Origin of the sequence: Streptomyces sp. ICBB 8177 (assembly GCF_003144095.1) — a bacterium.
Lineage (GTDB): Bacteria > Actinomycetota > Actinomycetes > Streptomycetales > Streptomycetaceae > Streptantibioticus_D.
Map to the genome: position 1 here is coordinate 437,187 of NZ_NSKH01000023.1, position 24,791 is coordinate 461,977.

The 24,791-nt window shown below is 72.8% G+C and carries 20 protein-coding genes, 1 tRNA gene and 1 pseudogene; 12 read left to right on the forward strand and 10 right to left on the reverse strand.

The window, feature by feature from the left end; translation table 11 throughout:
- Window positions 1-21 precede the first annotated feature (21 nt).
- Entirely contained in the window at window positions 22-468 is a 447-nt protein-coding gene (locus CK485_RS22410) for a PPOX class F420-dependent oxidoreductase (RefSeq protein WP_109453666.1), read from the forward strand.
- On the forward strand, window positions 465-1,676 hold the full coding sequence (locus tag CK485_RS22415; protein WP_109453667.1) for an MBL fold metallo-hydrolase: 1,212 nt from the start codon (window positions 465-467) through the stop codon (window positions 1,674-1,676). Before CK485_RS22410 ends, CK485_RS22415 begins: the two co-directional genes overlap by 4 nt.
- Window positions 1,677-1,802: 126 nt before the next feature.
- Here the strand turns inward: CK485_RS22415 and CK485_RS22420 are convergent, their stop codons facing one another.
- Together CK485_RS22420 and CK485_RS22425 are read right to left on the reverse strand one after the other, a co-directional pair.
- Complete coding sequence (locus tag CK485_RS22420; RefSeq protein ID WP_109453668.1) at window positions 1,803-4,883, reverse strand: glycoside hydrolase family 2 TIM barrel-domain containing protein; 3,081 nt, start codon at window positions 4,881-4,883, stop codon at window positions 1,803-1,805.
- A 179-nt stretch (window positions 4,884-5,062) separates the two neighbouring features.
- Window positions 5,063-7,204 (reverse strand): DUF2264 domain-containing protein, encoded by a 2,142-nt coding sequence (locus tag CK485_RS22425; RefSeq protein WP_241968531.1) that lies wholly within the window; start codon window positions 7,202-7,204, stop codon window positions 5,063-5,065.
- Between the two features lie 767 nt (window positions 7,205-7,971).
- On the opposite strand from CK485_RS22425, the gene CK485_RS22430 reads away from it, so the two are divergent.
- Window positions 7,972-8,454, forward strand: coding sequence for a universal stress protein (locus CK485_RS22430; protein WP_109453669.1), 483 nt, complete (start codon window positions 7,972-7,974; stop codon window positions 8,452-8,454).
- Window positions 8,455-8,551: 97 nt separating this feature from the next.
- Here CK485_RS22430 and CK485_RS22435 read toward each other — a convergent pair whose 3' ends face one another.
- The 3 genes from CK485_RS22435 to CK485_RS22445 form a co-directional block, all read right to left on the reverse strand.
- On the reverse strand, window positions 8,552-9,664 hold the full coding sequence (locus tag CK485_RS22435) for an RICIN domain-containing protein (protein WP_109453670.1): 1,113 nt from the start codon (window positions 9,662-9,664) through the stop codon (window positions 8,552-8,554).
- Between the two features lie 617 nt (window positions 9,665-10,281).
- Window positions 10,282-11,181 (reverse strand): transketolase, encoded by a 900-nt coding sequence (locus CK485_RS22440; RefSeq protein ID WP_109453671.1) that lies wholly within the window; start codon window positions 11,179-11,181, stop codon window positions 10,282-10,284.
- 144 nt (window positions 11,182-11,325) lie between these two features.
- Window positions 11,326-12,045 (reverse strand): thiamine pyrophosphate-dependent enzyme, encoded by a 720-nt coding sequence (locus CK485_RS22445; RefSeq protein WP_241968598.1) that lies wholly within the window; start codon window positions 12,043-12,045, stop codon window positions 11,326-11,328.
- Between the two features lie 68 nt (window positions 12,046-12,113).
- Here CK485_RS22445 and soxR point away from each other — a divergent pair, with 68 nt between their 5' ends.
- Together soxR and CK485_RS22455 are read left to right on the forward strand one after the other, a co-directional pair.
- Complete coding sequence (soxR, locus tag CK485_RS22450) at window positions 12,114-12,581, forward strand: redox-sensitive transcriptional activator SoxR (RefSeq protein ID WP_109453673.1); 468 nt, start codon at window positions 12,114-12,116, stop codon at window positions 12,579-12,581.
- A gap of 127 nt (window positions 12,582-12,708) precedes the next feature.
- Window positions 12,709-12,782: transfer RNA gene (locus CK485_RS22455), tRNA-Pro, on the forward strand.
- 111 nt (window positions 12,783-12,893) lie between these two features.
- On the opposite strand, the pseudogene CK485_RS22460 reads toward CK485_RS22455, so the two are convergent.
- A pseudogene (locus tag CK485_RS22460) lies at window positions 12,894-13,091 on the reverse strand (tyrosine-type recombinase/integrase); the annotation flags it as partial.
- Window positions 13,092-14,107: 1,016 nt separating this feature from the next.
- Here CK485_RS22460 and CK485_RS22465 point away from each other — a divergent pair.
- The 6 genes from CK485_RS22465 to CK485_RS22495 all read left to right on the forward strand — a co-directional run bounded on the left by CK485_RS22465 (window position 14,108) and on the right by CK485_RS22495 (window position 21,157).
- Window positions 14,108-14,623 (forward strand): hypothetical protein, encoded by a 516-nt coding sequence (locus CK485_RS22465; protein ID WP_146214573.1) that lies wholly within the window; start codon window positions 14,108-14,110, stop codon window positions 14,621-14,623.
- Between the two features lie 339 nt (window positions 14,624-14,962).
- Window positions 14,963-15,112 carry a GNAT family N-acetyltransferase gene (locus CK485_RS30220; protein ID WP_109453677.1) on the forward strand — a complete coding sequence of 50 codons (150 nt, stop codon included), beginning with the start codon at window positions 14,963-14,965 and terminating at the stop codon, window positions 15,110-15,112.
- 305 nt (window positions 15,113-15,417) lie between these two features.
- Window positions 15,418-16,080 (forward strand): nucleic acid/nucleotide deaminase domain-containing protein, encoded by a 663-nt coding sequence (locus CK485_RS22480; RefSeq protein ID WP_275124676.1) that lies wholly within the window; start codon window positions 15,418-15,420, stop codon window positions 16,078-16,080.
- 40 nt (window positions 16,081-16,120) lie between these two features.
- A complete protein-coding gene (locus tag CK485_RS22485; protein WP_109453679.1) occupies window positions 16,121-16,678 on the forward strand; it encodes an SUKH-4 family immunity protein in 558 nt (185 codons plus the stop codon).
- A 26-nt stretch (window positions 16,679-16,704) separates the two neighbouring features.
- Complete coding sequence (locus CK485_RS28835) at window positions 16,705-18,804, forward strand: hypothetical protein (RefSeq protein ID WP_109453680.1); 2,100 nt, start codon at window positions 16,705-16,707, stop codon at window positions 18,802-18,804.
- A 193-nt stretch (window positions 18,805-18,997) separates the two neighbouring features.
- A complete protein-coding gene (locus CK485_RS22495; RefSeq protein ID WP_109453681.1) occupies window positions 18,998-21,157 on the forward strand; it encodes a SpoIIE family protein phosphatase in 2,160 nt (719 codons plus the stop codon).
- 64 nt (window positions 21,158-21,221) lie between these two features.
- Here CK485_RS22495 and CK485_RS22500 read toward each other — a convergent pair whose 3' ends face one another.
- The 4 genes from CK485_RS22500 to CK485_RS22515 all read right to left on the reverse strand — a co-directional run bounded on the left by CK485_RS22500 (window position 21,222) and on the right by CK485_RS22515 (window position 24,102).
- Window positions 21,222-22,406, reverse strand: coding sequence for a polyketide synthase (locus CK485_RS22500; RefSeq protein WP_109453682.1), 1,185 nt, complete (start codon window positions 22,404-22,406; stop codon window positions 21,222-21,224).
- Window positions 22,407-22,631: 225 nt separating this feature from the next.
- A complete protein-coding gene (locus CK485_RS22505; RefSeq protein WP_158288236.1) occupies window positions 22,632-23,120 on the reverse strand; it encodes a tetratricopeptide repeat protein in 489 nt (162 codons plus the stop codon).
- Window positions 23,099-23,329 (reverse strand): hypothetical protein, encoded by a 231-nt coding sequence (locus CK485_RS22510; protein ID WP_109453684.1) that lies wholly within the window; start codon window positions 23,327-23,329, stop codon window positions 23,099-23,101. The genes CK485_RS22505 and CK485_RS22510 overlap by 22 nt, the downstream gene beginning before the upstream one ends.
- 386 nt (window positions 23,330-23,715) lie before the next feature.
- On the reverse strand, window positions 23,716-24,102 hold the full coding sequence (locus tag CK485_RS22515) for a nuclear transport factor 2 family protein (RefSeq protein ID WP_109453685.1): 387 nt from the start codon (window positions 24,100-24,102) through the stop codon (window positions 23,716-23,718).
- Between the two features lie 97 nt (window positions 24,103-24,199).
- On the opposite strand from CK485_RS22515, the gene CK485_RS22520 reads away from it, so the two are divergent.
- Window positions 24,200-24,778: a TetR/AcrR family transcriptional regulator gene (locus CK485_RS22520; RefSeq protein WP_109453686.1), complete on the forward strand. Its 579-nt coding sequence runs from the start codon at window positions 24,200-24,202 to the stop codon at window positions 24,776-24,778.
- The last annotated feature ends 13 nt before the right edge of the window (window positions 24,779-24,791 follow it).

The following is a 24,791-nucleotide window of genomic DNA, read 5'->3' on the forward strand; positions in this document are numbered from 1 at the left end:
GGGCCGTGCGTTGAGGGCGGTATGACGGGAACCGACGAGCGCGACGACGCGCTGCTGCGACTGCTCAGCGAAGTGGACGGCGGGGTGCTGGTCACCCTCAAGAAGGACGGACGGCCGCAGTTGTCCAACGTCAACCACCACTACGACCCGGACACCCGGGTCATCCGGGTCTCCCTCACCGACGACCGCGCCAAGACCCGCAACCTGCGCCGCGACCCACGGGCCACGTACCACGTGACCAGCGCGGACCGCTGGAGCTGGACGGCGGCCGAGGGCACCGCCGAGCTGTCGGCGGTGGCCGCCGCGCCTGACGACGCTGCCGTCGAGGAGCTGGTCGACCTCTACCGCGCGCTGCGCGGCGAGCACCCGGACTGGGACGAGTACCGCGCGGCGATGGTCGCGGACCGGCGGCTGGTACTGCGCCTGCGGGTGGAGCGGGCCTACGGACAGCCCGGGCGGGCGTCATGAGCGCCCCGCGTCCGCTCTCCTTCGGCGCCCCGCCCAGCGGCGAGCGGCTGGCCCGCATCCACCGCTCGCCGAACTTCGCGGACGGCGTCTTCGTCAACCCCGCAGGCCCCGGCAAGCCGCCACGCGGGCCGGGCCCCGGCCTGCTGCGGACCATGCTGCGCAAGGCGGACCGGGTCCGCAGGCGCCCGGCGGGAGACGTGCCGGTGCACCCGTTCACGCTCTCCGACCTCGCCAGGCCCGCCGTCTCAGGACTGCGGCTGACCTGGATGGGGCACTCCAGCGTGCTCGCCGAGATCGACGGCCACCGGGTGCTGTTCGACCCGGTGTGGGGCGAGCGCTGTTCGCCGTTCTCGTTCATCGGGCCGCGTCGGGTGCACCCCGTGCCGGTGCCGCTCGCCGAACTCGGGCCGCTGGACGCCGTGGTGATCTCGCACGACCACTACGACCACCTGGACCTGCCGACCATCCGCCAACTGGTGCGCACCGGGACGCGGTTCGCCGTGCCGCTGGGCGTCGGCGCCCATCTGGAGCGCTGGGGGGTGCCGGAGCGGCAGATCGCCGAACTGGACTGGAACGAGTCGGTCGGCGTCGGCGGTCTCACGCTCACCGCCACGCCCGCCCGGCACTTCTGCGGCCGGGGCCTGCGCAACCCGCAGCACACGCTGTGGGCGTCGTGGGTGGTCGCCGGGCCCGAGCACCGGATCTACCACAGCGGCGACACCGGGTACTTCCCCGGTTTCGCCGAGATCGGCGAGCGGCACGGCCCGTTCGACGCCACCATGATCCAGATCGGCGCGTACAGCGAGTTCTGGCCCGACATCCACATGACGCCGGAGGAAGGGCTGCGGACCCACCTCGACCTGTCCGGCGGCACCCCCGAGGGCACCCTGCTGCCCATCCACTGGGGTACGTTCAACCTCGCCCCGCATCCGTGGGACGAGCCGGGCGAACGCACCCTCGCCGCCGCCGAGTCGGTCGGCGTACGAGTCGCGGTGCCGCCGCCGGGCAAGCCGTTCGAGCCGGACGGGGAGCTGCCGGTCGCCCCGTGGTGGCGCGCGGTCGCCGCACCGGGCCCGCGTGCCGTGCCGCTGCCGGTGCCGCCCGCCGCCGCGACGGCACCGGGGGAGGCGGGGCGTCGACCCGACGCCGACGTCGGCGCGCACCCGGCGGGTGGCACCGTTCCGCAGCCGGACGGCGCCTCGGCCTGAGGCGAGCCCCGGCGGGCGGGGCATCCGCCGCGGACGCCCCGCCCGCCGCCCCTTCCGCGCCCGCCTCCGTTCCGCACCCGTCCGCCCTCGTTCTGCGCCCCGCCCGGCCAATCCCCTTCCGGCGGCTCAGTTCAGCGGGTGGAACGTGAACGAGAAGTGCGCCGGACGCGCCAGGAGCCGGTAGGGCGGCAGCACCCCGGGACCGCAGGAGGCACTGCCCAGACCGTGCTGCGCGTGATCGAGGGTGAGCCACAGCCGCTCCTTGTCCGGCACCAGGTCCGCGGTGTGCGTGGCGGCGTCCAGCGCCTCGCTGGTCCAGCGCCGCGCCGTGAACCAGAACACCGGGTCGCCCTCCACCAGCAGCCCGCTCCCGTCGGGGCGGCGCAGCCTCAGCCATCGCACGTCGGCCCGCGCGCCGTTCTCCTGCGGGCGCACGTACGGCGTCTGCAACGCGTCCACCGGCATGGCGTACCGCCCGATGCGGGACGCGGAGCGGCTGTCCGGGTAAGCCTCGCCGGGGCCGCCGCCGAACCACTCGGCGTGCTCCAGCGTCCCGCACGTCCCCAGCCGCACCCCCAGCCGGGGCAACGGCACCCGCCAGTCGCCCTCCGGTGTCACGTCCACGTCGAGCCGTAGCCGGTCGTCCCGCGCGGTCCAGGTGCGGACCGTGCGCAGTCCCAGCGACGCGGCGGCCGGGGCGACCCGGGTGATGACCGTCAGCGCGTCCCCGCCGACCGACACCCGCACCGTGCGGTGCAGCATCCGGTGCAGGCCCAGCTCCCGCCAGCGCGGCTCCAACCGGTCGGCGGGCCGTGCGCCGGAGCCCGCGTCGTTGTCGGTCGGCGCCCGCCACACGTCGAGCCGGGGCCCGGACACCGCGAACCCGCCCAGGTACCGCAGCTCCCCGTTCGCAGCGTCGAACATGCCCGGCCCCAGCACCACGACCCCGCCCTCGGCCCGACGCGGCGTACGCGGCCCGCCCCTCAGGGCGCGCCCCGGCTCGGCCCGACCGGGCGCCGCTCGTCCCAGCGCAACCGGCCCCCGCACGGCCCGACCCGGCGGCATCGCCGCGCGCCCGTCGTCGGCCGGGAACTGCGTCCACGCGACCTCGTGTCCCGCCGGTGCCCACGCCGTCGCGGTCCCCAGCACGGCCCGCACGGTCCACCACGCCTCTCCTGACGGCGCGTCACGAGGCGTATCGGGCAGGGGTACCTCCGCTGACTCGCCCGGTTCCAAAGCGGGGACGGCGAGTTCGCCGTCACCGAAGGGGCGCCCCTCCACCTCGTACACCCAACGGAACGCCAGGTGACGGGAGTTGATGGTGCCGTACCGGTTGGTGATTCGGAGTGCGCCGGGAGGGACGCCGGAGGCGGCGGACGGTGGCTCGATCCGCACCGGCTCGACGACCTTCTTGTACTCCGTCAGGCCAGGCGACGGGGTCCGGTCGGGGAAGAGCAGCCCGTCGCAGACGAAGTTGCCGTCGTGCACCTCCTCCCCGAAGTCGCCGCCGTAGCCGAAGCGCCGCTCGCCAGGATCGCCGCCGAGGCGCAGTCCGTGGTCGATCCACTCCCACACGAAGCCGCCCTGACAGCGCTCGTAGCTCTCGAACAGCCGCTGGTACTCGGCCAGTCCGCCGGGCCCGTTGCCCATGGCGTGCGCGTACTCGCACAGGACGAACGGCATCGCCCTGCGGCGTGTGTCCGCGCATGCGTCCGGCAGTGGCTCCTCCTCGCGGCGCCCGATCCGCTCGACCTCGGCGTGGTCGGCGTACATCCGCGAGTAGACGTCGGTGTACGCGCACGTGGGATCGCCCTCGTAGTGCAGCGGGCGCCCCGGATCGCGCTGCTTGATCCACGAGGCCATGGCCCGAAGCCCTTCGCCCGTGCCGCACTCGTTGCCCAGCGACCACATGATGACGCTCGGGTGGTTCTTGTCGCGTTCCACCATGCGCGCCGCACGGTCCAGCAGCGCGGGGGTCCAGCGCTCGTCGGCGACCGGGTTGCCCGGATTGGGCGGGCGGACGAAGCCGTGCGTCTCCAGATCGCACTCGTCGACCACCCACATCCCCAACTCGTCGCAGAGGGAGAGGAATCGAGGATGGGGCAAATAGTGGCTGGTGCGGACGGCGTTGATGTTGTGACGCTTCATCAGGACCAGATCGCGGCGCATCGTGGCGACGCTCATCACCCGGCCGCGGTCCGGATCGAACTCGTGCCGGTTCACCCCGCGCAGCAGCACGCGCCTGCCGTTGACCCTCAGCACGCCGCCCTCCACCGCGACGGTGCGAAAGCCCAGACGCAGGGGTATCCGCTCACCGTGCAGCGCGAGTTCGGCCCCGTACAACGTGGGCGACTCGGCGCTCCACGGCTCCACCGGCACCGTGGCGGCCTCGCCGGTCGGCAGGTCGAGGCCGAGCGCGGGCACGGTGACGCGGCCCGGCGGCTCGCTCTCCACTCGCAACGTGCCGGTGCCGTCCCGGTGGTCGTACGAGGCGTGCACGAAGAAGTCCGCCACCGCGCCGTCCGGCCGGTGCAGCAACGTCACTTCCCGGAAGATCCCCGGCAGCCACCACATGTCCTGGTCCTCCAGGTAGCTGCCCGACGACCACTGGTGGACCCGCACCCCGAGCACGTTGCGACGCGGCCGCAGCAGCGCGCCGGCCGCGAACTCGTGCGGCAGCCTGCTGCCCTTGAAGACGCCCAGCTCGTGACCGTTGAGCCAGACGCGGGCGCAGGACTCGACCCCGTCGAATCGCAGTACCGTTTCGCCACCCGAGGGCCAGTCGGACGGCAGGTCGAAGACGAGGCGGTGGTCGCCGGTCGGGTTCTGCGTCGGCACGTGCGGCGGCTCGACGGGGAACGGATAGCGCGTGTTGGTGTACGCGGGCGCACCGTGGCCCTCCAGCACCCAGTGCGCGGGGACGGGCAGCAAGTCCCATCCCGACGTGTCGAAACCCCGCCGCGCGAAGGTGCCTTCGGGATCGTGCGCCTCCGCGGTCGGGGCGAGGCGGAAACGCCAGACGCCGCACAGGTCCATGCGCCGGGCGGAGGAGTCGGCGTACCACGCGCGGGGTGGCAGCGTGCCGTGCCCGGGGGACGGATCCTCGTAGTACGGGAGGAGGGCGCCCGCGTCGGGGAGCGGGAAGGGGCCTGCGTCGGGGAGCGGTGGTTCCGGATCGTGAGGCGTGCGCTCCGGATCGCTGGTCATCGAACTCCTAGCCTCGGGAGGTGCGAACGGTACGAAAGCTGCGGGGGGATGAAAGGCGGCCGGGCCGACGCGCTTGACGGCCGAAGTACCGACGGAGCGTCAACCCTGCTTCCGCCGGCTGAATTCGATGCTGCCGGAAGGCGGCGATGGTGTGAGCGCGTCCGCGTGCGGGCGGGCGCTCACGCCCGAAGTTCCGTGCCGTCGGGGAATCGGATCACCACCTCGCCGTCCGTCGGTTCCACCGCGGTTTCCTCCCTCGTCCGGCGCAAACACTCCTCGTCCAGCGGCACGCCGGACAGGCCGACGAGTGACACGTAGACGTGCCCGCCGGGCGTCGCCTCCGGCGCGCGGCCACTGCCGCCGTCACGCTGCCCTCCCGCAGCGGTCAGATACGGCACGGCCGAGTGCCGCCCGAAGGCGTTCGCGTCCACCGCGTGCTCGACCGCCGCCGCGTCCCACCCGTGCAGCCCGACGACGGCGCTGGTCAGGCCGTCACGGCGGCGGACCAGTGCCCAGCCGTCCCCGGTGGCCGCGACCGGCTCGGCGGCGTCGGCGAGGGCGTGGCCCCCTTCGCGGGCGGCGGGACGGCAGGCGGCAGGGTGGCGGGCCAGGGGGTGCCCGGGGGCGGCACAGCCGGCGGCGGGACGGCGACCGGCGAGGCCGGGGGCCGCGGCGGCGTCGGGCTCGACGCGCCGCACCCGGTGCACTCGCGCCTCCCACGCCCCGTACGGCATCGCGGTCGTCTCCACACGGTAGGCGACCGAGGACGGCGTGCCGGTGGCCGAGCGCGTGCGCCCCGCGTCTCCCGGCGTCTCCACGCGTGCGGTGTGCCAGGAGGACGCCGCTCGGCTGGTCACCGCGATCGGGTGGACCGCGGTGCGCGAGGAAGGGGCGCCGTCGGGGGAGAGCAGGGCGAAGTGGTTGTCGATCCCGCGCCGCCAGGCCTCCGGCGCGGACTGCGGTGCCGTACGGGAGGAGTAGGCGAGCTTCGCGTAGTGCGGGTCGCCCGCGACCGCGTCGGTGACGGCATTCACGACCGCGTCGGTGGCGGCGTCCGCGCCGGCGCGCCCGTCCGGCGGCCCGCTGCCCGCCCCGCCCGCCACTTCGTGATCGCTGCCGTGGTTGAGCAGGCGCACGATCCCGTCGCGACGCGTTCCGTGCAGCAGCCACCCCGGACCGCGCAGTGCCACCGTCACGTCCGACTCCTCGACGGGACAGGGGAGTTCGCGTTCCGTCCACACCGGGTGTGTCGCGGGCAGCAGCAGGCCGAGGAAACCCTTGCTCGCCCAGTACGGCGACCCGGGCCCCGAGTACGTTTGTGTCACCGGCAGGAACGGCCCGTACCAGCCGAGCCGCAACAGGCCGTCCGCGTCCGGCGCCCCGCGCTCCGCGAAGTGCCGCAGCGTGCCCGAGGCGATCCGCCGGGTCAGGCCCGGCGCCAGCGGCGTGGCGTCCGCGAGCGCGCCCATCCACAGCGGCGCCGCCGTCGCGAACCGGTAGGTCAGCGAGCGCCCTTGGTGCACCGGTGCGCCGTCCGCCCCGAAGAAGTACCGGTAGCCGTCGAGGAACAGCCGCAGACGCTCCCGGTACGCCGCCACCCGCGCCGGATCGGCCCCGCGGCCCGGAGTCGACGCGGCGATCCGCGACCACAGCAACGGGTAGAAGTGCAGCGCCCAGGCGTTGTAGTAGTCGAAGTGGCGTCCCTCGCCGTCCGAGTACCAGCCCTCGCCCACGTACCAGTCCTCGATCCGGTCGAGCCCGCCCTCGATCGCCTCCCGGTCGTACGGCGCCCCCACCGATGCCAGGAACTGCTCGACGACGACCTGGAAGAGCCGCCAGTTGTTGTCCCAGGTGTGCTTGCCGGTGAAGCCGGACAGCCACTCGACGACGCGCAGGCGCTCCCGGTCGTCCAGCCGGTCCCAGATCCACGGGCGGGTCTCGTGCAGCCCGATGGCGACGGACGCCGCCTCCACCATGGGCTGGGAGCGCTCGGCGATGGGCGGCCAGGCGTCCGGGCGGGACGGGTCGGTGCCCGTTGTCAGACCCCGCGCGTAGCGTGTGATCAGTGCTTCGACCGGGCCGTGCGCGGGGAGCGGGTGCCTGGTCGTGGCGGACGCGAGCGCGCCCGCGATCCGGAAGGAGGCGAGCAGGAATGACCGGGCGAACCCTTCGAGTCCGTCGGACCGCGGCCCTGACCGGCTGCCGCGCCCCGGCAGGTCGTAACGCGCGAAGCCCGGCGAGGCGTACGGCACGAGCGCGTCCAGCAGCCGGTCGGCCACCGCCTCCCAGTGCGCGCGGGTCCAGCCGGTTCGGGGTGACAACTGCCAGTCCTGCGCGGGCAGTCGAATCCCCGCGGCTGCGCGGTGCGCGGTGGAGGTCCGGGTCGCGGGGGAGGCCTGGCTCCTTGCGGGGGCCTGCCTCGTGGCGGGGGTCCGGCTCGCGCCGGGGGATCGGCCCGCCCCGGAGGACTGGCTTGCGGTGGAGGCCTGGGTCGCGGGGGGCGGTCGGCGTGCGGCGGTGGACCGGCTTGCGGTGGTGGGGCGCTTGCCTGCGGGCGTTCGGCCGCTCGCGGTCGTGGGGGCGACTGCCGGCGTTCGGGTGCCCGCGGTCGTTGGATCGCCTCCCGGCGTCGGGGCGTCTGCGGGCGTCGGGTTGCCTGAGTGCGCGTGGTCACCGGCCGGTGGGCGGTCACCGGTCGGCGTGGGCGGGCGCTTCGGCGTGGGCGCGGACGGGCGTTCGGGCATGCGTGATCTCCCGGGGGCGCGGCGATCGGGTCGGCATGCGTCCCGCACCGGACAACGGATACCGGACCTATCCTGTAAGCGCTTGCTGTCCTGGGCAAGGGCCTCGGCCCGTTCCGGCGGGCGAGTCGTGGACGGGGACGACGCGTGAGGCGGGAGGGGTGCGCCTGGTGCGACGGTGGCCGCACTCGTCGCGTGGCACGGGCGCGGTTCGCCGTCGTGGGCGGGACCCCTGACCGTGAGGTGCGCCGGTGGGCGGCCGGTTCCCGTTCTTCCGACGAGCCGGAGGGCGAGCCGTACTGCGACGGGCTCTCGATCATCGCGCACCCGACCGATACCCTCGGACCGTGAGCGAAGACCACGAGCTTGAGGGCCGGAACACCCCCGTGTTCGAACGAGGCACGGACGGTCCGAAGGTGATCGTCGCCGGGGTGGACGGCTCCGACTCGTCCTGGCGTGCCGCCGCCTACGCGGCCGGGCTCGCCCGCCGCCAGCGGTCCCTGCTCGCGCTGGTCTACGTGCAGCCGATCGCGATGGCCGGCACGGCGGGCCTCGGCGTTCCGATGGCGGAGGCCACGTCGCAGATCGCCGAGGAGATCGTCGCGCAGGTCAGGGAGGCCAGCGACCGGCTGGGGGAGGACTTCCAACTGCGGTGGGAGTTCCACACCTTCTCCGGCGATCCGTTCAGCGGCCTCGCCCAGGCGGCTGACGACCTGCGCGCCGACGCGGTGGTGGTCGGCGCCTCGGAGCAGGCGGGACACCGGATCATCGGCTCGCTCGCGGTGCGTCTGGTGAAGGCGGCCCGCTGGCCGGTGACGGTGGTCCCGTAGCGCGGACGGCCCGCGGCCGAGGGTCCCGTCAGAAGGCCGGTTCCTGATCCGGCGGTGGTCGGGGTTCCGGGTCGCCGCCCGGAGCCCCGACCGTCGCTCACACGCAGGAGGTGAAGGTCGGGCTGGTGTGCGCGACGTAGACGGTCGCGCCGCCGCTGGGGTCGTCCTTGAGCGGAACGGTGATGGTGTCGGCCGCCGTCCACGGGAAGCCGCGGGCGTCGAAGGTCCAGGTGCCGGTCACCTTCTTCGCCAGTTCCGACAACGTCACCCAGCCGTACTGCCCGGCGGGCACCGGCACCGTGACGCTGTTGTTGACGCTGGTCGAACCGTTCCAGACGTTGGTGAACGTCAGGCTCGCGGAGACCTTGGTCTGCAACGCGCCCGCCGCACCGCCCGACAGGTCGCTGGAGACGGAACTGGCGATGGTGTCGGACCACCCGGTGGTGTTGTTCACGGCGAAGGCCTGCGAGATCGGGCCACTTGTGTCGTTGTACCAGACCGCCGAGGCGCAGACCTGCGGCAGCGGGGCCGCCGCCGACTCACTCGACTCCGCCCAGGTGCACGTCGAAGTGTCCTGCTGGCACTGGGCCGCGGCGTGCGCGACCGCGAGGTTCCAGGCCGCGGAGGCGTCCGAGGCGGGAGCGGCCGAGGACAGCGTCCACCGCTGGTTCACCGTGCCGTTGCAGGTGTACTGGTCGGTCCAGGCGTCGTCGTACTGCGCGCCGAGCAGCAGGTCGAGGCAGGTGTTGTCGCCCTCGTGCCGCAGCATGAACGTCCTGGTGCCACCCGCGACCGGCTGGAAGTACCACTCCTGGCTCGCCTGGCCCGCGCAGGTCTCCTGCCGCAGCGCTGGAAAGCTGACATCGATGCACTTGCCCGTGTCGTTGTTGACGATGGTGAACGACGAGTCGGACGGGTTGACGTTCAGGTGCCACGCCTGGTGGTAGCCGGGTGCGGAATTGGTGACGATGTAGGCGCCGTCACCCATGGTGCCGTTCTGCACGTCGAGTTGGCGGCCGTTGCTCGCCGAGGTGAAGCCCACGCACTGCAACGCCGTGCCGCAGCCCGCCGCGGGCCGCGCGGCGGCGGACGCCGGCGACGCCACGAGCCCCAGGACCGCGCAGCAGACGGCCAGGAGTGCGGCGATCGGGCCCAGACATCTCGCCAGGGCACGTTGCGGTGGCGCGCTGAGGGAACGGGATAAGTTCACGGTTCGATTGCCCTTCGTGGGTGGGTGGTTGGGGCCTCAGGTCTTGGCTTCTGGGCCGGACGCCGGACGCCGGACGGGGTGTTCGGCAGGAGTGGTCCGGGCCGTGGATGCCGAGACGAACGCGGCTTCCGGAGGGGGCATGGGATCCGCGAGGTCCTGTCCCCGGCAGCCCGGCGTGCGACCGCCCTGGCACTCGGCGCCCCGCTGAGATCGGTGGCCGTGCCGGTCGCGGTGCGACGCGGGAGAGGCCTGGCCGTCGGTCGACGATGCCTGGTCGTCAGCGTGGGCGCGTGCCGCGCGGGCGCGGGCCGGGCGGACACGGGTTCGTGGCTGCGCGAGCCGGACAGTGGCCGAACGAACGTATGGGCGCAGGCCGACGACGTCGAACTCATCATCCCCCCTGAGAGCTTGCGTTCCCGGGCCCCATCCCAGCGCACCAACACCCCGCGCGCCAGAACGTGATCCGGCCCATGTGGGTCACTCGGCGCACGCTCGCCACCCGTGAGGTGATGTCGGGCAGTTGACTCGCCGTGGCCGCCGATCGGCACTGGCACTCATGGTGGAACTGCGGTGCCCCGATCCGGACCCGGGGCCCGGGTGCGCGTCGGGTCCGGGGCTCAGCGCAGGAAGGCGGTGATCCGGCGCCGTAGCCCGGCCGGGTCCAGGCCGTGCGCCGTGACGTGCTCCGCCCAGGTGCCGTAGCGGCGCAGTTCCGTCCGGCAGGTGCCCAGGGCCAGCAGGCGGTGCGGGGTGTCGGCCAGCGCCTCGGCCGCGTACGGCACCGAGGTCCCCGCGAGGTACGGCTCGACGAGCACCACGTCGGCGGCCCCGGTGCGGCGCGCCTCGGCCCTCAGGGTGTGCGTGTCGAAGGGCCGCACGCTGGACGCGTACAGGACGCTGACGTCCAGCCCCTCGACCGCCTCCAGTGTCGCGTCCAGCATCGGCCCGACCGCCAGGACGACGCCCGCGCCGCCGGTGCGGACGGTCCGGAAGACGCCGGGCGGCACGTGGAGGGGATCGCGGTTGGACTGCTCGCTCAGCCGTACGTAGACGCGGCTGTCGCCGTCCGCCACCGCGTGCCGCAGCAGTGCCTCCGCCTCGTCCGGGTGGCCGGGAACGTACACCGTCCAGCCGTCGAGCGTGTCCAGCAGGGCGACGTCACCGGGCGCCTGGTGGGTGCGGCCGCCCGCCGCGATGTCGTACGAACCGCCCGCGCTGACCAGCACGGCCCCCGCGTCCTGGTGGTCCAGGTCCAGCTTGACCTGCTCGAACGGGCGCTCCACGAGGAAGCTGGCGAAGGTGTGGGCGATCGGCCGCATCCCGGCGAGGGCCAGCCCGCCGGTCGCCCCGACCAGCAGCTGCTCGCGGATCCCGACGTCGACCACCCGGTCCGGATGGGCCCGGGCGGCCTCCCTGAAGCGGTCGGACGAGATGACGGCGAGCACCACGGCGACCCGGGGGTCCTCGTCGAGCAGCCGGGAGGCGGTGGTGGCGAAGCGATCACGCATGGTGTCCATGGGTCCTCGTGGGTGTCAGGGGCGAGGGGAACGGAGAAGGAGGCAGGTCGACACATCGCCCGACGTGGGCTCGGGTCGACGGACCGGACCGGACCGGGCCGAGGCGCGGAGCGGGTGCCGGACGTTGCGGCGCGGAACCGGTGGTCAGGGCCGCTTGGGCTCGACGCGGGCGACGACGGCGTGCGGGCGGCCGGGGTGGGCGGCGGTGAACGCCTCGTACAGCGCCGCGTGATCGCGCCCGTCCACCGTGAGCGCGGACCAGCCCTCGGCGGCGAAGCGGGAGGCGAGGCCGCCGCGCCAGCCGTAGGTGGCGGAGGAGTTGTCGACGGCGACGACGTGCAGGCCTTCGAGCCCGACGGCGCCCGCGAAGGCGATCGCCTCGTGGTTGCTGCCCTCGTCCATCTCCGCGTCGCCGACCAGTACCCAGGTACGAGCGTCGAGCCCCTGGGCCCGCAGGCCGAGCGCGGTGCCGACGGCGAGGGGGAGGCCGTGCCCCAGTGAGCCCGACCCGATCTCGACGCCGGGCACGAGGGTGCGGTCCGGGTGGTGGCCGAGCGGCGAGTCGAAGCCCCCGAAGCCGGACAGCCAGGCTTCGGGCAGGAAGCCCTTGGCGGCGAGGACCGCGTAGTACGCCATCGGGCCGTGCCCCTTGGACAGCAGGAAGCGGTCACGTTCGGGCGCGTCGGCGGTCCCGGGGGACACGCGCAGCACGCGGTCGTAGAGCACCCACAGGACGTCGAGGGTGGAGGTGGCGGCGGGCCCGTGCTTCTCGTCACCGGTCATGAGTGACATCAGGCGGCGTAGATCGTCGTACGAGTACGGGGAAGTGGCCTGCGTGGAAGGCGATTTGGGAGTGGCGGACATCGGTGTCGAGGTCATGCGCAAAGCCTGCGACTTCAAGCGGACTTGAAGTCAAGCGCTAGGGTCGCGGCATGTCCGTCCACGACCGCCTGACCATCGGCGAACTCGCCGCCCGCAGCGGCCTCGCCACGTCCGCGTTGCGCTACTACGAAGAGCTCGGCCTGATCCACGCCGAACGCACCGCGGGCGGCCAGCGCCGCTACCCGCGCCCCACGTTGCGGCGGCTGGCCTTCATCAGGGCCGCGCGGCAGGTGGGACTGTCCCTGGACGAGGTCCGCGCGGCGCTCGCGGACCTGCCCGCGGACCGCACGCCGAACGCCGCCGAGTGGGCGAAGGTCGCCCGCTCCTGGCAGCGCCGCATCGACGCCCACATCGAGTCCCTGCGAGCCCTGCGCGACCGCCTCACCGGCTGCATCGGCTGTGGCTGCCTGTCGCTGACCAAGTGCGCCCTGTACAACCCGTCCGACCAGGCGTCGACGAGCGGCCCCGGGGCCCGCTACCTCCTGGGCGACACCCCGCCGGCACCGAAGGCACCCTGAGAGGTGCGGCGATCACGCTCCGTGTCGCTTTGATCACGCACCCGGGGTGCGAGCAACCAGCCCCCGGAGTGCGGTATTGTTCTCGTGCGCGGTCAGCCGGGGCGAACACCCCGACCGACACGAGCACCGGGACGTGGCGCAGCTTGGTAGCGCACTTGACTGGGGGTCAAGGGGTCGCAGGTTCAAATCCTGTCGTCCCGACGGTGCAGTTGGCTTTGGAGCCCAGGTCAGGGCCCTGTTTCGCTCGGCGAGACAGGGCTCTTGATCGTTTCCGGGTCCGTCGTCTCACGATTTCTCACAGTCAGTTGTTGATCATGCTTGGCCGAGCAGCTCGTTCAGCTTCTCCGAACCCGCCTTCAGACTCTGCGGGTCCGCATGCACGTACACCTTCTTCGTGACGCTGAGATCCGAGTGGCCGGCCCACGCCGACACGACGGTGTCGGGCACCCCGTTGTTCGTCATCCATGACAGACACGCGCGACGGTCGTCGTGCAACCGGACCTGACCTTGCGCACGCCCGGCCGCCGGTACGCGTCGTGCGCGCCTATCTCAAGGCGCTCGCCGAGCACGGAGGCGTCGACGGGTCGCTGCTACGCCGCATCTACCGCTGGGGCAGCTGGGAGTGGGCGGCATGCCCGGTGCCGCGGTCAACGAGGTGGTACAGCGGTTCGCGGCGGCGGCCGGTCTGGAGAACGCCGTCGATTTCACCGCCCATGGGCCCAAGGAGCGACGTGAGCCGCGCAGTCAAGCCTATTCCGAGTTCCTCGCTCGGGAGCTGGTAGTTGGGCCCGCCCCTTGGACGTTGTTCCATGAATGGCTTGGCGAATCTGAGAAGAGTTCGACAGCACGGCCGGTGTGGCTGAGGCAGAGAGCCAAGCGCGGCCCCTTGACCTGCCCGGCGCCCGAGTCGCAGTCGAAGGGCCCTGCTAGAGGCTGTCCCGCAACTCGGACAGGAGTCCGCGCGGGGTGCACTGCCCGCATATGCGGCCTTCGGCGCCACGTGACAAGTCGGCGCAAAACGGCTTTAGTTAACGGGGTGGGCGGGCGCGAGGCCGCACTCGAAGGGATTACGGGACAGCCCTTAGGTCGGAGCTATGGCCGGAGGCCTGGCCTATCGCCGTAATCGATGCGTTGGAGGCCGATGGAGCAAGACGCCAGGTGGCGGCGGCGCGCGCCTTTTGGGGTGTTCGAACCTGACGCCTGCGCATTCTGGACCCTGCGTCGGTAGGCCTTCTGTCGGCAGGCTGCGGCGCAGGTGCGGGGGGTCGGCGCGGCCGGTCGTGATCGGCTTCCCGCGCCTCTGCCGCCGAGCGGCCGAAGTTCCGCGTGCTCCTCGACCACACGCGGCAGACGCGGCTCTGCTTTTCGCCGCCAGGGGTCGGCTCCGGCGCACTCATGGCGGTCGTGGCGCCTCATCGTCATACGCCCGGGTGGTTTGCCCAGCTCGCCCGCCGAGTGAGCCTTCGTCACCCTTAGTCTCGCTGAGTAGTCATCCGACTACTCTGGGCAAAAATGAGGAGATCTCTGTGAATTCCACGCTGAAGAAGGCAGGCGCTTCCCTTACGGCAGGGGCGGCAATGGCTCTCGGTATCGTTTACGTAGCAGCCTCCCCCGCAGTCGCTGTCGAGCGGTGCGAGCACCACACCGCCGCTCAGTCTTTGTACGGGTACCGCGCTGAATTCGACTTCTGTATCCGGGCGGAGGAGGGTGAGGTGAGGGTCTCGATCGAGAACTTCATCTGCTTCCACGATGAATTTCGCAACACGTACTACAACCGCTGTAAAGTGACCGGAGGCATGGTCCAGACACTGAAGAACGGGATCGGTACCTACAATCCCCCGATGCCGCTCGTGTGGACGGGTGTTGGCGACCCTCCCGGGCATTGGGAGGTGAGCCTCCCGGGATGCGAAGACGGAGACTACGTCAAGGCATTCATTGACGACCTTCGGATCTCCTACGCGCACGCCGATCTTTTCGGGAGTGTCGGATGGAAAGAGGTCGCCTATCAAGAGCACTTCGTCAACAACGGCGTCCGTTGTTGAACTTATTTTTTTCAGACCGTCGTGCGGGAGAAAGCCGGTACTGGCCTCCGCGCGGACTTCCTGACCGCTTCAAGTGACTGGGCGACGTCGAGCGGGCCGCGCAGACCAGGCGGTGACCCTGGCGTCGGGTTCGCTCGGTGACAATCGATCCGGCGACCGAAGCTGACACGGAGACGTGTCGGCCCTGATCGGCGAGATTGAGGCCTACTACGGGGGCGCCTACGCCCCTGGAGGTACCGACCAGATCCGTGGCGCGCTCTTCGGCAAGCGGCCCTTGGCCACTGTTCTGCTTGCCCGCGACGGCGACCAGGTTGTCGGCATGGCCTCGTACTCGTTCCGGTGGCCGGCGCCGAGGCGTCGCTGTACCTGAAGGAGCTGTATGTGCGGGCCGAGGCCCGGCGCGCAGGCGTCGCCAGGGCCTTGATGGAGCGTCTGCGGGAAGAAGCACGCGCCGCTGCCGCAGTTGCGTCGAGTGGACCGCGGACGTGACAACCGCCTGCGCTCGCCCTGTATGAGGCTCTGGGCGTGACTCCGAACCAGGGCAAGGTCTTCTACCGCTAGCAGGCTTAGCCGCAAAACGAGAGCGCCTCTGCGTCCGTCAACTCGGCGGCGGTAAGGGCGCTTTCGTGTAGCGGCTGTTCCTTGGGTGCGGCTTCACGGACCTGGGAAGCGGCCCGTCCGGCGACCACAAGGACGCCGGCGATGGTGTTGCCGGCCATGGGCAGGGTTCGCGCCCGCGGTACCGGTGAGGCCGATGGGGGATCCGCCGGCGAGGATCAGGAACGTGATGACGGCTGCGGGCGCCGCTCACCGGTGAACAGCGAGCCTCCTGGTACCGCATCGGGACGGACCGCGGAGCGGAGATCTGCCTGGACGAGTCCGGGGCGGTACGGGCCGAGTTCGTCGGCGTGGGCCTGGCGGGCGCCTTCGTCAACGAGAGCCTGCCGCTGTTCCTCGAATCGCTCGTCGCGCTGGACGAGGCCCTGTCGCTGATCGCCGCCGCCAAGTCCGTGCCGGACAGCGTCACACACCTGCGCCTCCTGCTCAAGCGCCTGGCGAACATCGAGGTGGAGACCGTGCAGTCCGCCGACACCTGGTGGTCGCGGGTCGTCGAGGACATCCGGCACACCGCCTCGCACTCCGCCTACGCGGCCTTCGAGATCGCGGACGCCCACGGGCGGCCGGAGACCGTCACCGCCTCGGGGACGCTGTGCGCGCACCCGGAGGAGCGGCTGTGGAGCGAACTGCGGTCCGCCGGGCTGCCGCCCGACCGGGTGCGCAAGGTGCACACCGAACTGGAGCCGTGCCTGATGCCCGGACACTACTGCTCGTTGTGGATGGCGTCGGAATTCCCGGACGCGCAGTTCACGCACAATTTCGACTACGGCCAGACCGCCGCCTCCCGTGAGCAGGGTTTCGTGGAACTGCTGCGGCACGCGGCCTCGGCCCGAAGCTGACCGCCCACCCCACACGCCGCCGTACCACCGAGGGAATCAGATGACGTTCGCCATTTCACGGGAAGCGATGGAGAAGGAGTTCGGCGCCGGCCACCTCATCAGGGTGCCGGCGGACCGGATCAACTCCTCGGTCACGGACGCCCCGACGGTCCGGTTCCTTTCGGAGGTCGGCCTGCCCCGGGCCGAGGAGTTCGTCTTCACGCCCGACGAGGAACTGCCCTCGGGCCTGCGGCGGGCGCTGGACGTCTGGCCCGGCCTCGCCGACAGCACGGACGAGCCCGCCGACGCCTGGGTCGTCCTCGGATCGTTCATGGGCGACGGTTTCCTGCTCGACGGGGCGAGCGGCGCGGTCCGGCTGTACGTCGAGGGTGAGGACGCCATCCGGTTCATGAACACCCGCATCGACTTCTTCGCCCGCTTCCTCGCCTCCTTCCACCGCGACCGCGAACTCCTCCACCCCGACTTCGCGACCCCTGACGAGATCGAGGAGGCGATGAACAACCTGGTCGTGGAGATGCGCGGGATCGACCCCGGCGGCGTCGACCACGAGAGCGGCTACTGGAATGACCTGGCCGACCGCGTCGCCTGGCAGTACTGACCGCGTCCGGTGGCAGGGGAGCGACCGTGACCGAGAAGCTGTCCACCGACCGGCCCGACGAGGTGGGCGCGGGCCGTGAGCCCGCGGGCCGGGCGCTGCTCGACTGGGTCAGGGACCCGGACGCCGAGCGCCTGTGCCTGGTGACCGGTCGGGCTGGAGCCGGCAAGAGCCATCTGCTCGCCTGGCTGCTGGGCACCGTACGGCTCGACGCCATGGTGCCGGGCGAGGGGCTGCGGCTGGCCGAGGCGGTGTGGGGGCTGTCCGGGCAACTGTGCTACGACGGCTGGTCCGTGGCCGACCTGCTGCGGGGCGCCGCCCGGGACGAACGCCCGTTGTGCGTCGTGGTCGCCGACGCCCACAAGCTCGACACCGGCGGCAGGGCCCCCGGCACCCTCCTGCTGACCGAGGTACTGGCACCACTGCTCCAACTGCCGTGGGTACGCGTGCTGGCAGAGTTCCGTGACCCCGCCGACAGCCCGTTCACACTTCCCGCGCGGGTCGTCGACCTCGACGACCCGGCCATGACGGACGAGACCGAATACGCCCGCTGGTACGGGCAGTTGGCGGCCGGCGCCCCTTCCGTGCCGGTCGGCGAGGTCTTCCCGCATCCCGTACTCGGGCAACTGGCCGCCGCCCTGCCCGACGGGCTCCCCGAGGGCGGGGACATCCCGGCCGTGTGGTGGGAAAACCTCAGCGAACCCGTCCGGGAGGCCCTGCGGACCCTGGCGGTGGCCCGCGGCTGGATGGGCGTCGCGACCTGGCGGCTGCTGCACGCCCGGCTGCACCCGCAGGAGCCGCGGGCTGCCGAGGCCGTGGACGAGGCGGCGGCCCGGCTCACCCGGCGGGTGACCGACTACCGGCTGCCACTTCCCCGGCTGCTCTCGCTCGCCCGGCGGGAGGACGGCCCGGACGAGCGGATTCCCGACCCGCGGCGGGTCTTCGAGATCCTGCTCGGCCTCGTCCCCCGCGACCGCGGCGGCCGCCCCGACTGGCAGCGCGCGCCGCGCTACGTGCTCGACCACATCCTGGCCCACGCACCCGAACCCCGGGCGGCCGGCGAACTGATCAGCGACCCGGGATTCCTGGTGCACGCCGACGCCGGCGCGATCAGCCGGGCGCTGGAGGACCCCCGCGTACCGACGCCGCCGTCGCTGCGGGCCGCCTGGTACCCGGCGGCGCCCATCCTCTACGGGGAGGCGTACGACGCGCCGCGCACCGAAGGGGCACGTGCCGCGGTCCTGCACGCCACCGCGCTGGCCAACGCGCCACGACTGGCCGGTCTGCTGGAGCCCGCCGCCCGCGCCGGCGGCTTCGTCACCCGGTGGTCGCTTCCCCGGCGCGTCGTGCCCGTGCCGGGCGGCCCGGCCACCCGGCCGGCCTGGCCCGGGGCGGTCACCGCGCTGGCCGGCGGTGCCGGAGGGACGGTTGTCGCGGCGGATCCGCTGGGCCAGTTGCGCACCCTCAGCACGGCCGACGGCGCGGTCACCGGCCGCACCGTCAACACACCGGTCACCGGCGCGGCGGGGCTGGCGCGGCTGGCGGACGACGCGTTCGTCCTGCTGGACGCCACCGGCAGTGCGCTTACCGTGGGCCCGGCCGATCCGGCGACGTGGGCGGTGGCGGCGGGTCGGGCCGAGGACTCGGAGGCGGTCTGCCTGGGCGGCGACCCGGACGGCCGGGCAGTGGCGGTGGGACACGCCGACGGCACGGTGCGGCTATACGACGCCGCGGGGCGGGAGTCCGCCGCCGCTCGGGTCTCGCGGGTCCCGCTCACCGCGGTGGGCGTCCTGCGGCCGCGGGACGAGGCCGACGTGGCGCTCGTCGCGGGCGCGGACGGCCATCTCACGGTGTGGGCACCGCCGAAACCGCCGCTGGACCAGGCGTTCTGGATGGAGGGCTCCCCGGCGACCGCCATCTCGCTCGCCGAAACCCCGGTAGGCGCGGTGTACGCCGTGGCCTGGACGCACCGCGTGATCACCGTCGGCCGTCTGGAGTACGGCTCCGCCCGCAAGCTCCACGTCCCGCACGATGTCGCCGCCGTCACCCTCGCCCCCGACGGCACCCTGGTCGCCGCGGGTTACGACGGCATCACGTGCTGGGAGTGCGACCTGGAGGCGCTGCCGTAGAGCCGCCGGGACGTTTTCCGAGGTCACGGCGGTGAAAGCGAGGGAGAAGCCGCCTTTGGCGGTCCGTGATCCGTTGGTGGGCGAAGCGACCCCGGGTGTTGTTCAATGAGGTGTGCGGTCAGGGATCTCGGGGCCCCGCCGCACGGGTCCGAGTACGCCCCGGCACCGTGCCGGGGACTGCTGAGAGAGCCGCATGGACTCCACACCTCCGCCCTCGTCCTCCTCGCCCTTCGACCTGGTCAGCGGTGCCCTGGGGCACTACATCCCCCGTGGCTCCGCGGCCGCCGGCGCCGGTGACGCCCAGGGCGACGCGGCGGCCCGCCGAGACGTGCCCGACGATCCGGAAGCGGGCCCTGCGGACCAGATCCTCGGCGCGGTCAACCTGGACAGGGACTTGCGGATCACCCGCTGCAACCTGGACGCCCCCGTGTTCGCGGGCCTGGACGCCGTGACCGGGCGCCCCTTCGTCGACCTCCTGCCCCCGGGAGACGTACCGACGGTCACCCGGCGGTTGCGGCAGGTCCTCCGGACCGGTGAGGCGCACGTCGCCCGGATCCAACGCCTGCACCGCGGCGACGGGTCCGAACTGGTGGTCTCGATGAGCATCCTGCCCGCCGCCGCGCCGCAGGAGGGGCTGACCGTCTCCCTGATCGCCATGGCCAAGAGGCTGCACCTGTACGCCGCCGAGACCGCGATCGGCACCTCGCTCGACATCGGCGACACCGCGCACTCGCTGGCGCAGTCCCTGCTGGCCTGGGGAGAGGTCGCCGCCGTGGACCTCGACTTCGCCGTGTGGACGGGCGAGGGGGTCACCACCGGTCACGGGCAGGGGCGCATCCGGCTCCGGCGGGCCGCCCTGGTGCCGGACCGGGCGTGGCCCGAGGGCTACGTGACGGAGGGCGAGGACCTCCCGGGCGACGCGAGCCGCCTGCTGGCCCAGGCGGTGCGGCGCGACGACGCCCCGCAGGCCATCGTCATACCCGACCGGGAGGCCGTCGAGCGGGTGCTCGGCAGCCCCCGGGTGCTGCGCGCCCTGGTGCCCGGCGTCCGGTCGGCGGGCGTGGCGTGCGTCCCGCTGGTCCTGGACGGCGACCCGCCGATCGTGCTGGGCGTGGCCGAGGTGTGGCGGCGGGCGGACAGCCCGTTCCGCGACAGCGAGCTGCTGGACCTGCAGGAACTGGTCGCCAGGACCGCCCACCACGTGGACCTCGCCCGTCAGCACCAGCGCGAGCACACCCAGGTGCTGGCGTTGCAGCGACGGCTGCTGCCCCGGACCGGCGGCGACACCATCGAGGTCGCCAGCGTCTACCAGCCCGCCACGCCGGACAGCGCGGGCGTCGGCGGCGACTGGGTCAACAGCTTTCCGCTGCCGGACGGCCGTACCGCGCTGGTGGTCGGCGACGTCGTCGGACACGGCCTGGGAGCAGCCGCGACGATGGGCCAGCTGAGCATGGAGGCCCGTGCCCTGCTGTCCGCGGGGCTCGCGCCCGACGAGGTGCTCGAACACCTGGACGAGACCGTGACGCTGCTGGACGACGCGGAGTCCGGGCTGGCGGCCGGCTACAGCGCCCTCGGGTCGACCTGCTGCATCGTCCTGTACGACCCGGTCAGCCATCAGGCGGCGCTCTCCAGCGCGGGCCACCTGCCGCCGGTCCTGGTCTCCCCCGAGGGGAGCGCGGCCCCGCTGGACATCCGCCCGCACCCCGGTCTCGGCGCCGAGTTCGCGCTGCGGGAGCCGTTCGAGGTCCACACCTTCGCCGCGCCCCCGGGCACCCTGCTCGCGCTGTGCACCGACGGCCTGGTGGAGGACCCGGCCGTACCGATCGACGAGGGCATCGCCAGGCTGGCGGACGCCGTGTCCAGGGTGCATCCCTGGGACGCCCTTCAGCCGGCCGCGCGGCAGGTCGTGGCCACGCTCGCCCCCGCGCCCCAGCGCGACGACGTGACCCTGCTGCTGGCGAGGATGATCGGCTACCGCAAGGAGGACACCGCGACCTGGCGGCTGCCGGCCCGCGACGACGCGCCCGCCCGTGCGCGCGCCCACGTCCGCGCGCTGCTGCGGCGCTGGGACACCAGGGAGCGGACCAGGGACAACGCGATGCTCCTGGTCGACGAGCTGGTCACGAACGTGGTGCGCTTCGCCACGGGACCGGTCACGGTACGGCTGATCAGGACCGGCGACGGCCTGCTGTGCGAGGTGGGTGACACCGGCAACGGCAGGCCGCGTCTGAGCCGGGGCGGGCTCCTCGACGACGGAGGCCGCGGCCTGCACGTCGTGCACCGGCTCACCACCCGGTGGGGGGTGCGGTGGACGGACGCGGGCAAGGTGGTCTGGGCGGAGATCGCGAGGTGACGGCACCCGCGGTGAGGTCACGCGGGGGCGGCTACGGTACGGGCCGCCGGGGCGTCATCGGAAACTACAGCCACTCGCCCTCCAGCGCGGTGGCGGTCAGGCCCGGCGCCGCCGCGTACAGGACGGCACGATCGCCCGGCTTCTGACCGGCGTCGTACGCCCGCCGCATGATGTCGAAGACGGCGGCGCCTCCGCGGTTGCCGGTGGTGTAGCTGGCTCTGCTGTGCTCCAGCAGCCCGGCAGGCCACTCGTCGGGCATCGTCTGCTCCATGTACTCCAGCACCCGGGTCCCGCCGGGGTGCGCCAGCAGCACGTCGGGGTGCCAGGAGCCGGGGTCGTCCTGGTGGCGGACCCGCAGCCACTCCCACATCGCGGTGACCGTCTCCTGCACGGCGCGCGGTCCGCGCCGGTCCATCACGAAGTGGGTGCCGTCGGCCCGCGTGTCCAGGCGGTGCAGGTCCTGCGTGCCGGGCAGGGTGTGGTGCCAGGCGGCGTCCAGCCTCAGCATCGACTCGCGCCGCGGGCGGCCGGTGACCACCGCGGCGACCGCCGTGTCCGCGAACAACAGCCGGACGATCAGGGACTCCAGGGTGTCGTCCGCGGGCTGGTAGGTCGTGCTCAGCGCCTCCGCGATCACGACGAGGACCACCCGGTCCGGGTCCGCGGCCACCAGGTCGGCCGCGAGCGCGAGGGAGCGGGTGCCCGCGATGCACGCCCACTGCGTGGCCGGCAGCAGCATCACGTCGTCGCGGAGCGGGAGTTTGTTGGCCAGGGCGACGTCGAGACCCGGCAGCGCCGGAGTGGTGGAGTGGCTGGTGATCAGGCAGTCGACGTCGGAGGCGTCGAGACCGGCGATCTGGAGGGCGCCGCGCGCCGCGCGCTCGCCGTAGGACCGCACGGCCTCCCAGGCCGGGGCGGTGCGCTCCTGCACGGTCTGCGGCGCGGGTATCGCCTCCAGGGCGGCGATCACCCGGTCCACGTCCTGCTGGGTGAACCCGTCGCGTACCAGAGCCTCTTGGGCCGCGCCGGCGCCGACGCCGCGCAGGCCGCCACCGTCGCCGGGCGCGACGGCGGCCTCCAGCGGCAGCATCCACCCGCGGCGCTCGATGCCGGTGCTCGCCGCGATGCGGTCGATCCGCGGCGCCCACGCCGCGTGCGGGTGGCGGTCGCGCACCTCCGCCACGACCTGGCTGGTCTCCACGGCGTGCTCGCCATTGATCACGGCGGGAGGGCAGAGGTATGCGGCCATCGTGAAGCACCTTTCTGAGGGAAAGCGCAGGGGATGCCACGAATGCTGTGTACTGGATCACTTCAGGGCATCTGCCCGTGGAATCGGTGGTGTGATCCTCTTCGCGGCGTGGTGTCCGTTTCAAGGATGGCCGCTAAATGGACATTTACGCTGTGATGCAGACAACTTGGGCGGACTTTGGGGGTGTGACGCGGCACACGCCCAACTCCAGGGCCCTCGGGCGGGCTACTTGAGGCGGTCCTCGACCCTCGCGACGTCGGGGGGCATGCCGAGGAGCCGGAAGAGGTCCAGGGCCTGGCGCAGGTGGGAGGTCCCTTCGGTGGTGTGGCCGGTGTCGAGCAGGATCCCGCCGATGCCTTCGAGCGCCGCGGCCTCGTCGTCGCGCTTGTTCAACTCGCGGTTCATGTCCAGGGCTTGTCGGTATGCCGCGAGGGCTTCCCCGGTGCGGTCGGCGTCCCTCACGGCGGCGGCGTAGTGGACGAGGGCCCACGCCTCGTTGCCGCGTTCGCCCATCTCGCGGAAGCGGCGCAGGACTTCGGCCAGGTCGGCCAGGGCGCCGGCGTGGTCGCCCACCAGGCGTTTGACGGTGCCCAGGTGGGTCGAGGCGATGGCCTGGCCGTCCGGCTGGTCGAGCCGCCGGTACAGCAGCAGGGCCCGGGCCAGGGTGTCGGGGGCGCCGGGGTGCTCCCCGGTCAGCTGCCGCAGTCGCCCCACCTCGACCAGGCTGCGGCCCGGCCCCCGGGGTCGTCCCGGGAGCCGGCCAACTCGGCGGCGGTCGCGTGGAGTTCCAGGGCGCGCGGCCAGGGGCCCCGGTGGTACAGGTACGACGCGAGCGCCGCGGGCAGGGCGACGGCGCCGTCAGGACGGGCGTGGGCGGCGGCCTGCCGGCTCGCGGCGAGCAGGTTGTCGATCTCGGCGGCCATCCAGCGTTCCGCGGCCTCGCGGTCCCTCAGCAGGGGTGGTGGCGCGGTGCCGGGACCGGGGTCGGGTGATCGGCGGGCAGGGTGCGCAGATGGCGGTCGGCCGAGCCCGCGGTGTGCCGGTAGTAGGCGAGGAGCCGTTCGAGCGCCGCCCGGCGCCGGGCCCTGCGTCCTCGTGCGCGGCGCGGGTTCGCGCGTACTCCCGCAGCAGGTCGTGCATCCGGAAGCGACCTGGGGGCGACTCGGCCGGCAGACTGTGGTCCACCAGCTCGTACAGCAGGCGCCGGGCGGCCCTCAGGCCGACGTCGAGCAGCGCGGCGGCCGGCGTAGGCGTCCAGATCGGGGCCCGGAACGGGTCCGAGGCGGCGGGGGCCGCCCGGCTTGCCCCCTCAGACGAAGAACGCGTTCATGCCCTCGACGTCCGACAGGTAGGTCTCGATGTCCGCGATCCTGCCGTCGCGCAGGCGGCAGACGGTGGACAGGTGCTCGTCGAGGCGGACGTCGCCCCGGCGGGCGGTGTTGTGCAGCGACAGCGCCATGTTCTCGCGGCTGACGAGGATGTGCAGCAGCTTGAAGTCGAGGCCGTGGGAAGTGATCTGCCGCGCACGCTCCACGACCGCCTCGGCGCCGTGCGCCGTGCCGGAGATCGTGTTGTCGCCGGGGAGCGTCCACGTGCAGTCGTCGGTGAGCAGGCTCCGGATGCCGTCCCAGTCACCGGTGGTGAGGAAGGCGTGGAACCGCTTGCCGAGCTGGTGGGCGGTTTCGTGCTGGGACATGGACCCCTCCAGGGACGCGCTAAAGCGTTGGCATCTGCTTTAAGGAGCGTAGAGAGGGATACTCCTAAAGCGCAAATCTATGCTTTAAGCTGAGGGGGTGACCGACAAAAGCGAAGCTGCCCGCCGCCCCGGCGGCCGCAGTGCCCGCGTGCTGGCCGCCGTGCACCGGGCCACGGTCGACCTGGTGGAGGAGGTCGGGGCCGACAAGGTGACCATCCCCGCGGTGGCCCGCCGTGCCGGGGTCAACCCCAGTTCCGTCTACCGGCGTTGGGGCACCACCTCCGCGCTCCTGGCGGACGTCGCCACCCGCCGCCAGGGCGAGAGCGCACCGGAACTCCTCGGTGACCTGCCCGAGGACCTGGAACGCGTGGCGGTGTGGACCCTCCAGGACCTGTCCCGGCCGGGCGGCGTGGCGTTCTTCCGCGCCGAGGTGGCGCCGGACGTGGACGAGCGGCGGGCCGGACTGCGCGAGTGCCTGGAGCGGGTCAGCTTCCGCTTCCAGGCCGCCCTGGACGCCGCCGCCCGACGAGGGGAGGAGACGCCCTCGTTGGGGCGGGTACTGGACCGGGTCGTCGCCCCCCTGTACTTCCGCGTGGTCTTCTCGATCCCGGAGACGGACGAGGACTACGCCCGCGGCCTGGTCGCCGACCTGTGCGATCCGCCTCCGGCACGTTGACCGGCCCCGGCGC